7 protein-coding genes are annotated in these 8,414 nt (G+C 76.0%); 4 read left to right on the plus strand and 3 right to left on the minus strand.

The features are described 5' to 3' along the window. Positions 1–401 precede the first annotated feature (401 nt). Together radA and disA are read left to right on the plus strand one after the other, a co-directional pair. On the plus strand, positions 402–1,832 hold the full coding sequence (gene radA / locus AB6N23_RS15880; RefSeq protein WP_378201540.1) for a DNA repair protein RadA: 1,431 nt from the start codon (positions 402–404) through the stop codon (positions 1,830–1,832). 44 nt (positions 1,833–1,876) lie between these two features. Beyond that, complete coding sequence (disA, locus tag AB6N23_RS15885; protein WP_412866967.1) at positions 1,877–2,953, plus strand: DNA integrity scanning diadenylate cyclase DisA; 1,077 nt, start codon at positions 1,877–1,879, stop codon at positions 2,951–2,953. A gap of 18 nt (positions 2,954–2,971) precedes the next feature. Here disA and AB6N23_RS15890 read toward each other — a convergent pair whose 3' ends face one another. Further along, positions 2,972–3,604, minus strand: coding sequence for a hypothetical protein (locus tag AB6N23_RS15890; RefSeq protein ID WP_412866968.1), 633 nt, complete (start codon positions 3,602–3,604; stop codon positions 2,972–2,974). Positions 3,605–3,824: 220 nt separating this feature from the next. Here AB6N23_RS15890 and AB6N23_RS15895 point away from each other — a divergent pair, with 220 nt between their 5' ends. Continuing rightward, on the plus strand, positions 3,825–4,781 hold the full coding sequence (locus AB6N23_RS15895; protein WP_412866969.1) for an HhH-GPD family protein: 957 nt from the start codon (positions 3,825–3,827) through the stop codon (positions 4,779–4,781). A gap of 22 nt (positions 4,782–4,803) precedes the next feature. On the opposite strand, the gene AB6N23_RS15900 is transcribed toward AB6N23_RS15895, so the two are convergent. Next, positions 4,804–5,331, minus strand: coding sequence for an amino-acid N-acetyltransferase (locus tag AB6N23_RS15900; RefSeq protein WP_412866970.1), 528 nt, complete (start codon positions 5,329–5,331; stop codon positions 4,804–4,806). A gap of 56 nt (positions 5,332–5,387) precedes the next feature. Next, positions 5,388–6,380 (minus strand): sugar-binding transcriptional regulator, encoded by a 993-nt coding sequence (locus AB6N23_RS15905; RefSeq protein WP_412866971.1) that lies wholly within the window; start codon positions 6,378–6,380, stop codon positions 5,388–5,390. Positions 6,381–6,562: 182 nt separating this feature from the next. Between AB6N23_RS15905 and AB6N23_RS15910 the strand changes: the two genes are divergently transcribed. Next, the gene (locus AB6N23_RS15910) at positions 6,563–8,377 is read left to right on the plus strand and encodes a glycerol-3-phosphate dehydrogenase/oxidase (protein ID WP_412866972.1); all 1,815 of its coding nucleotides are present in this window, start codon (positions 6,563–6,565) and stop codon (positions 8,375–8,377) included. Positions 8,378–8,414 lie beyond the last annotated feature (37 nt).

The raw sequence follows: 8,414 nt of genomic DNA on the forward strand, positions 1-8,414 counted from the left end.
CGGGCCGGACTACCTCGCGGACTCCCGCAACACCGCCACGTTCGACCTCATCCAGGCCGGCTCGACGTTCAAGCCGTGCACGCGCGTCGCCGGGCGCGGGGCGGCGTGCGCGGGTCCGGCGGCGTCGGGGTCGCGCGGCGCCCAGGCGGGACGCGCCGACGGGTCCCACGAGCCGGAGGGTCGCGGTCGTCCCGGGTCGCTCATCGGACGGGTCCCCCTCGTGTCGCGTCGGCGCGGCGGACGCCGGGCCGCAGGCAGCCTACCGACGCGCGCCCGCGCGACCCGGCAGGCGACCGCGCCGTGGCGGGCGGGGGTGCGAGGCGGGGTGCGCGGACGGGTACGCGGTGCCCGTGGGGACGTCGCGGACGTCGTTGTCGGTGCGCACCCGTAGCGTGCCGCCCGTGAGCCCCACCACCACCCGCCGCGCCGACCGCTCCGCCGACGCCCGCCCCGCCTTCCGCTGCAGCGAGTGCGGCTGGGGCGCGTCCAAGTGGGTCGGCCGCTGCGGCGAGTGCCAGGCCTGGGGCACGGTCGCGGAGGACGTCGGGCCGGGCGGCGGCGCACCGCGCACGGTGGCGGTGTCGCCGGCGCGCAACCCCGCGCGCCCCATCCACGAGATCGACGTCGAGGCGGCGGCCGCCCGTCCCACGGGCGTGGCCGAGCTCGACCGCGTGCTCGGCGGCGGCCTGGTGCCGGGTGCGGTCGTGCTGCTCGCGGGCGAGCCGGGCGTGGGCAAGTCGACCCTGCTGCTCGACGTGGCGGCCCGCACCGCGCGCTCCGGGCGGCGCGTGCTGTACGTGACCGGCGAGGAGTCGGCGGCGCAGGTGCGCCTGCGCGCGGGGCGCATCCGCGCGCTCGACCCGCACCTGCTGCTCGCGGACGAGACGGACCTGGCGACCGTCCTCGGCCACGTCGAGGCGGTCGAGCCCGAGCTGCTCGTGCTCGACTCCGTGCAGACGGTCGCGTCCGCGCAGGTCGAGGGCGCCGCGGGCGGCGTCGCGCAGGTCCGGGAGGTCACCGGTGCGCTCATCGCCGCCGCCAAGTCCCGCGGCATGCCGGTCGTGCTCGTCGGCCACGTCACCAAGGACGGCTCCGTCGCGGGGCCGCGCACGCTCGAGCACCTCGTCGACGTCGTGTGCCAGTTCGAGGGCGACCGGCACGCGCGCCTGCGCCTGCTGCGCGCGACCAAGAACCGGTTCGGCCCGACCGACGAGGTCGGCTGCTTCGACCTGTCCGAGCACGGCATCGTCGGGCTCGCGGACCCCTCGGGCCTGTTCACGTCGCGTCTCGCGTCCGACGTGCCGGGCACGTGCCTCACCGTCACGCTCGAGGGCCGGCGGCCGCTCGCGGCCGAGGTGCAGGCGCTCGTGGCCCCGAGCGTGGTGCCCAACCCGCGCCGGACGACGAGCGGCGTGGACGGCAGCCGGCTCGCGATGGTGCTCGCGGTGCTGCAGCGCCGGCTGGGCGCCCGGCTCGCCGACCAGGACGTCTACCTCTCCACGGTCGGCGGCGCCCGCGTCGTGGAGCCTGCCGCGGACCTCGCGCTCGCGCTCGCCGCGGTCAGCGCGCGCGAGAACGTGCCGGTGCACCCGGGGCTCGTCGCGGTCGGCGAGGTCGGGCTCGCGGGCGAGATCCGGCCCGTCTCCGGCGTGGGCCGCCGGCTCGCCGAGGCGGCACGTCTGGGGTGCGCACGGGCGGTCGTCCCGCTCGGCACGCTCGGTGAGGTCGCGGTGCCCGAGGGGCTGCGCGTGCTCGAGGTCGCGGACCTCGCGGCGGCCGTCCTGGCGGGTCTGGCGCCCACCGACGGCGACGCGTCCGACCGCGACGCGTGAGCACGGTCTCGGCCATCCCGTCACGCCACCGATACGATCACGCCGTGCCGCACCAGACCCCGCAGGACGACCTCCTCCGGTCGACCCTCGCCGCCGTCGCGCCCGGACGTGAGCTGCGCGACGGCCTCGAGCGCATCCTGCGCGGCCGCACGGGCGCGCTGATCGTGCTCGGCATGGACGAGACCGTCGAGCGGCTGTGCTCCGGCGGCTTCGTGCTCGACGTCGAGTTCTCCGCCACGCGCCTGCGCGAGCTGGCGAAGATGGACGGCGCCGTCGTCATCGACCCGGAGCGCGGCCGCATCGTCCGCGCCGCCGTCCAGCTGCTCCCCGACCCGGCCATCGAGACCAGCGAGTCCGGCACCCGGCACCGCACCGCCGAGCGCGTCGCCAAGCAGACCGGTCTGCCGGTCATCTCGGTGTCCGCGTCGATGCACATCATCGCGCTGTGGGTGGGCAACGCCCGGCACGTCCTCGAGGACTCGACGGCCATCCTGTCGCGCGCCAACCAGGCGCTGCAGACCCTCGAGCGCTACAAGGCCCGCCTCGACGAGGTCAGCGGCACGCTGTCGGCCCTCGAGATCGAGGACCTCGTCACGGTCCGCGACGTGTCCGCCGTCGTCCAGCGCCTCGAGATGGTCCGCCGCATCGCGGACGAGATCGCCGGGTACGTCGTCGAGCTCGGCAGCGACGGCCGCCTCCTCACGCTGCAGCTCGACGAGCTCGTCGGCGGCGTGGGCACCGAGCGCGAGCTCGTCATCCGCGACTACGTCGACACCAGCCGCCGTTCGGTCGAGTCGGTCCTCGACGCGCTCGCCGAGCTCGGGTCCACCGAGCTCATCGACATCGCCCTGATCGGCCGCGTGCTCGGCCTGCCCGGCGGCGGCGAGGCGCTCGACGCGGCCGTCGGACCGCGCGGCCACCGCCTGCTGTCCAAGGTGCCGCGCCTGCCGTCGACGGTGGTCGACCGGCTCGTCGGCCACTTCGGCGGCCTGCAGAAGCTGCTCGCCGCGACCGTCGAGGACCTCATGGCCGTCGAGGGCGTCGGCGAGCAGCGCGCCCGCTCGATCCGCGAGGGCCTGTCCCGCCTCGCCGAGTCGAGCATCCTCGAGCGCTACGTCTGACCGCGCCGGACGCCCGGCTCAGCCCAGGCCGAACACCGCGGCGGGCGCCGTCGCGCCACCGACGCTGAACGTCGCCGAGTAGGTGCCGTCGCCCGGGTCCGGCAGGTCGCCCGGGCAGCCCTCGGCCGACCGCGAGCGCGGCCACGTGAACGGCCGCTCGTCGACCTGGCCGCCCGCGAGCAGGAGCGTCAGCGGCTCCACCTCCGCGGGCTGGCAGTCGCGGCTCGACCAGACGCGGTCCGAGCCGGACGTGACGACGACCTCGCGGCTGCGCTCGTCGGCGTCGACCAGGCACGGCTCGTCGCCGGCGTTGGTGATGCTCACGGTGAACGTCGGCTCGACGTCGCCGGGGAACGTCTCCGCACCCGGCGTGATGGCGAGGGCGAGCTGCCCCGGCGCGCACGCCGCGGGACCGCCCCCCTCCGCGTCGCTCCCCCCGGCGGGCTCCTCGGCGGCGTCGTCGGCGGCGGCGTCGCCGGGCGCCACCGCGGCGGTCGACGGCGAGGTCCCCGCCGTGGGCTCGTCGCCGCCGCGCCCGGTCAGCCACACGACGAGCAGCACGACCGCGATCAGCGGCAGCCCCAGCACGACGAACCGCCGCACCCAGTACACGCGCGCGGGCAGGCGCTGCGGGACGTGCCGGTCGCTCATGGGGTCCTCCGTGCGGGTGGGCCGCGGGTCGCCGCGGTGCGGCGTCCACCGTACGAGCCGCGCGTGCCCGCCGGTGCACGACGCGCCCGCGTCGCCCGTCCGTGTCCGCGCGCCGCGCGTGTCCGGATCGTCCCGGTCCACCTGCCGGGACGGCTGTGGCGGACCCCGGGGCGAACGGGCCGGTGTTGGCGCAGTCGCACGCGTGCCGCAGCATGGGCGCGTGCCCGCCCCCGTCCCCTCCCCCGGCGCGCCCGCCGTCGCCGCGGCGGACCCCGGCCCGCCGTCCCCGGACGCGCTGCGCGCACCCGTGCTCGCGTGGTTCGACGCCCACGCGCGCGACCTGCCGTGGCGTGCGCCGGACCGCACGCCGTGGGGCGTGCTCGTCAGCGAGGTGATGCTGCAGCAGACGCCGGTGGTGCGCGTCGAGCCGGCGTGGCGCGCGTGGTTGTCCCGCTGGCCGACCCCGGCCGACCTCGCGGCCGCCCCGACGGGCGACGTGCTGCGCGCGTGGGACCGGCTCGGCTACCCGCGGCGCGCGCTGCGCCTGCAGGAGTGCGCGCGCACGGTCGTCGAGCGCCACGGCGGGCGGCTGCCGGCCGACGAGGCGCAGCTGCTCGCGCTGCCCGGCGTCGGGGCGTACACGGCGGCGGCGGTGCTGGCGTTCGCGTTCGGGCGGCGGTCGGTCGTGCTCGACACAAACGTGCGGCGGGTGCTCGCGCGCACGGTCGCGGGCGAGGCGCTGCCCGCCCCGGCGCAGACGGTCGCCGAGACGCGGCTCGCCGCGTCGTACGTGCCGGACGACGACGCGACCGCCGCCCGGTGGGCCGCCGCGTCGATGGAGCTGGGCGCGCTCGTGTGCACGGCCCGCAGCCCGCGGTGCGACGCGTGCCCGGTGCGGGACGCGTGCCGGTGGGTCGCGACCGGCCGTCCGGGCGACGTGCACGCGCACCGGCGCCGGACCCAGGCGTTCACGGGCACCGACCGGCAGGTGCGCGGGCGCGTCATGGCGCTGCTGCGCGAGGCGCTCGGCCCGGTGCCCGCGCGCGCGGTGGACGCGGTGTGGCCCGACGCGGTGCAGCTCGCGCGGTGCGTGGACGCGCTGGTCGCGGACGGGCTGGTCGTGCGCGTCGACCCGGCGTCGGTGGACGACGCGCCGACGTACCGCCTGCCGGACTGAGCGCCCCGGGGGGCGACGCCGCTCAGCCCGTCGGGTCGTCCTCCGCCAGGTCGAGCAGCATCCGCGTGTTGCCCAGCGTGTTGGGCTTCACGCGCGCGAGGTCGAGGAACTCGGCGACGCCGTCGTCGTGCGAGCGCAGCAGCTCGGCGTACACGTCCTGCGGCACGGGCGTCCCGTCGATGACGCGGAACCCGTGCCGGGCGAAGAAGTCGACCTCGAACGTCAGGCAGAACACCCGCCGCAGCCCGAGCAGGTGCGCGCGGGCGACGAGCGCGTCGAGCAGCAGGTGGCCCACCGCGCGCCCGCGCCAGCCGGGGTCGACCGCGAGCGTGCGGATCTCGGCGAGGTCCTCCCACATGACGTGCAGGGCGCCGCACCCGACGACGTCGTCACCGGCCTGCGCGACGACGAACTCCTGCACGGACTCGTAGTAGCCGACCCACTCCTTGGCGAGCAGGATGCGCTGCGCCGCGTACGGCTCGACGAGCGCGCGGATCGCCCGCACGTCCGCGGGCACCGCGGGGCGGACGACGACCTCGGAGGAGCTCACGACCCCAACCTAGACACTCGCCGCCGCGCGGCCCCGGACGTCCACGGCCGTGCGCCTCAGACCGCGCGCGGGCGCGTGCGGGGCGCGTGCCGGCTGGCCACGGCCTCGACGAGCGCGGTCGCGGTCACCTCGTCGACGACGAGGTCGGTGACGACGTCGGCCCGGAGCGCGGCGAGCAGCGGCGCCACCTTGTTGTCCCCGGCGACGACGCACACGCGCCGCGGGATGCGCTGCAGCTCCGCCGGGCTCGGCCCGGTCGCACGTTCGTTCAGGGACACGTCCTGCCACGACCCGTCGGCGCGCAGGAACACCGTGCAGACGTCGCCGACGACGCCCTCGTCGTGCAGGTGCCGCACGTCGGACTCGTCGAGGTAGCCGGCGGAGTAGACGTGCGACGGCACGGCGCCCGCGACCGCGCCGGCGGAGAAGACGGCGATGTCGGCACGTCGTTGCATGTCGAGGACGCGCCGCACGGACCGCTCCCGCCACATCGCGGCCTTGGTGTCGGGGTAGTCGAAGAACGCGGGCACCGAGAAGTGGTGCACGGCCGCGCCGAACGCCGACCCGAACGACGAGATGAGGTCGCTCGCGTACTCGACGCCGGACGTGCGCATGTTCGCGGCGCCGTTGAGCTGCACGACGGCGGACCCGCGCGTCGGCTTCGGCGCGAGGTACCGCGAGACGGCGGCCAGGGTGGTGCCCCAGGCCACGCCCATGACCATGTCGGAGTCGAACCACGACCCCAGCAGCCGCGCGGCCGTCATGGCGACCTGGTCGAGCCGCTCGACCGAGCCGGCGGAGTCGGGCACCGGGACGACGTACGTCTCGATGCCGAACGTCGACGCGATCGACCGCCCGAGGCCGGGTGCACGCGTGCTCGCCGGCCGCAGCGTGATCTCGACGAGCCCGGTCTCGCGGGCGCGCTTGATGAGCCGCGACACGGTCGACCGGGACGTGCCGAGGTGCCGCGCGATGACCTCCATCTTGAGGTCCTGCAGGTAGTACATCGACGCCGCGCGCAGCACGTCCTGCTCCCGCTCCACGTACATCCAGCCCCGCCCCCCGCCCGCGTCATGCGCCGGTCAACCGCTGCACGTTCGTGCAGTCCGGTTGCGCGTCCGTTCTGGACGTGATGACGATAGCCGCGACGAAACCGGCGAGCGAGGGGGCCGCTCGCGCAGGGAGCCGACGACCGACGACGCCGCGCGACGGCTCCGGGGAGGACCCGCACATGAGAACCGCACCCCTGACGGTGCAGGCACGACAGGACGCCCTCGACGCGCTGCGACGCAGCTCGGAGCGCGACCGCGAGCTCGACGTGCTGGTGATCGGCGGCGGCGTGACCGGTGCGGGCATCGCGCTCGACGCCGTGACGCGCGGCCTGTCGACCGCCGTCGTCGAGGCCCAGGACTGGGCCAGCGGCACGTCGAGCCGCTCGAGCAAGCTCGTGCACGGCGGCCTGCGCTACCTGCAGATGCTCGACTTCCACCTGGTCCGCGAGGCGCTCACCGAGCGCGACCTGCTCATCCAGCGCCTGGCGCCGCACCTGGTCAAGCCCGTGAGCTTCCTCTACCCGCTCGAGAACCGGGTCTGGGAGCGCGCGTACGTCGGCGCCGGCGTGGCGCTGTACGACACGCTCGCGAGCGTGTCCGGCGGTCGCCGCCGCGCGATGCCGATCCACAAGCACCTGACCCGCAAGGGCATGGAGCGCCTGTTCCCCGACCTGCGGCACGACGCGGCCGTCGGCGCCGTCCGGTACTGGGACGCGAGCGTCGACGACGCCCGCCTCGTCGAGACCCTGGTCCGCACGGCCGTGTCGTACGGCGCCCACGCGGCGTCGCGGACGCAGGTGGTCCAGATGCTCACGACCAGCGGCGGCGCGGTCACCGGCGCCGAGCTGGTCGACCTCGAGACGGGCGAGCACTTCGACGTCCGCGCGCGCAACGTCATCAACGCGACGGGCGTCTGGACCGAGAAGACGGAGTCACTCGCCGGCACCGACGGCGGCCTGCGCGTCCTCGCGTCGAAGGGCATCCACATCGTGGTGCCGCGCAGCCGCATCGAGGGCAACACGGGTCTGATCCTGCAGACCGAGAAGTCGGTCCTGTTCATCATCCCGTGGTCCCGCTACTGGGTGATCGGCACGACCGACACCCCGTACGAGCAGGAGCTCACGCATCCCGTCGCGACGAGCGCGGACATCGACTACGTCATCGCGCACGCCAACGAGGTCCTCGCGCGGCCCATCTCCCGCGACGACGTCATCGGCACGTGGGCCGGCCTGCGCCCGCTGCTGCAGCCGGGCACCAAGGAGGGCACGTCGTCGGCGAAGGTGTCGCGCGAGCACACCGTCGCGTCGCCGACGCCTGGCCTGACCGTCATCGCCGGCGGCAAGCTGACGACGTACCGCGTGATGGCCAAGGACGCGGTCGACTTCGCGATCGGCTCGCGCGCCACGACGCTCCCGTCGATCACGGACGACGTGCCGCTCGTCGGCGCCGAGGGGCTGCGCGTCGTGCAGCGCCAGGCCCGCACGATCGCGGCCCGCTACGGCTGGGACCGCCCGCGCATGGACCACCTCCTGCACCGGTACGGGTCCCTGATCCACGAGCTCACGGACATGATCGACGAGCGCCCGGAGCTCGCCGAGCCGCTGGCGAACGCGCCGGCGTACATCGGCGCGGAGATCGTCTACGCGGTGAGCCACGAGGGCGCGCTGCACCTCGACGACGTGCTCATGCACCGCACGCGGCTCAACTACGAGCAGGCGGACAAGGGCGTCGGCGCCCTCGACGAGATCGCCGACCTCATCGCGCCGGTCCTCGGCTGGGACGCCGAGACGCGTGCCCGGGAGATCGCGGCGTACGTCGCGCGCGCGCAGGCCGAGGACGCCGCCGCGGCGGAGCCGGACGACGAGTCCGCCGAGCGGGTCCGGCACCAGGCGGAGGACATCCGCCCGCTCGTGCCGATCGGCGGCACCGCCGACCCCGGCACCAAGCCGGGCTCGCCGCCCGGACGCGGCACCGCCGCTCCGTACGGCACCTGACGCGGGCCCCGGTCGCCCGGCGGCGCGGGCCCCGGCC

Source organism: Cellulomonas pasadenensis (genome assembly GCF_047229365.1).
Lineage (GTDB): Bacteria > Actinomycetota > Actinomycetes > Actinomycetales > Cellulomonadaceae > Cellulomonas.

What these genes read in the sequence shown, in the direction of transcription:
- AB6N23_RS15890 (WP_412866968.1), bottom strand. Translation starts at nt 3,604, where the DNA reads ATGAGCGACCGGCACGTCCCGCAGCGCCTGCCCGCGCGCGTGTACTGG.
- AB6N23_RS15905 (WP_412866971.1), bottom strand. Translation starts at nt 6,380, where the DNA reads ATGTACGTGGAGCGGGAGCAGGACGTGCTGCGCGCGGCGTCGATGTAC.
- AB6N23_RS15910 (WP_412866972.1), top strand. Translation starts at nt 6,563, where the DNA reads ATGAGAACCGCACCCCTGACGGTGCAGGCACGACAGGACGCCCTCGAC.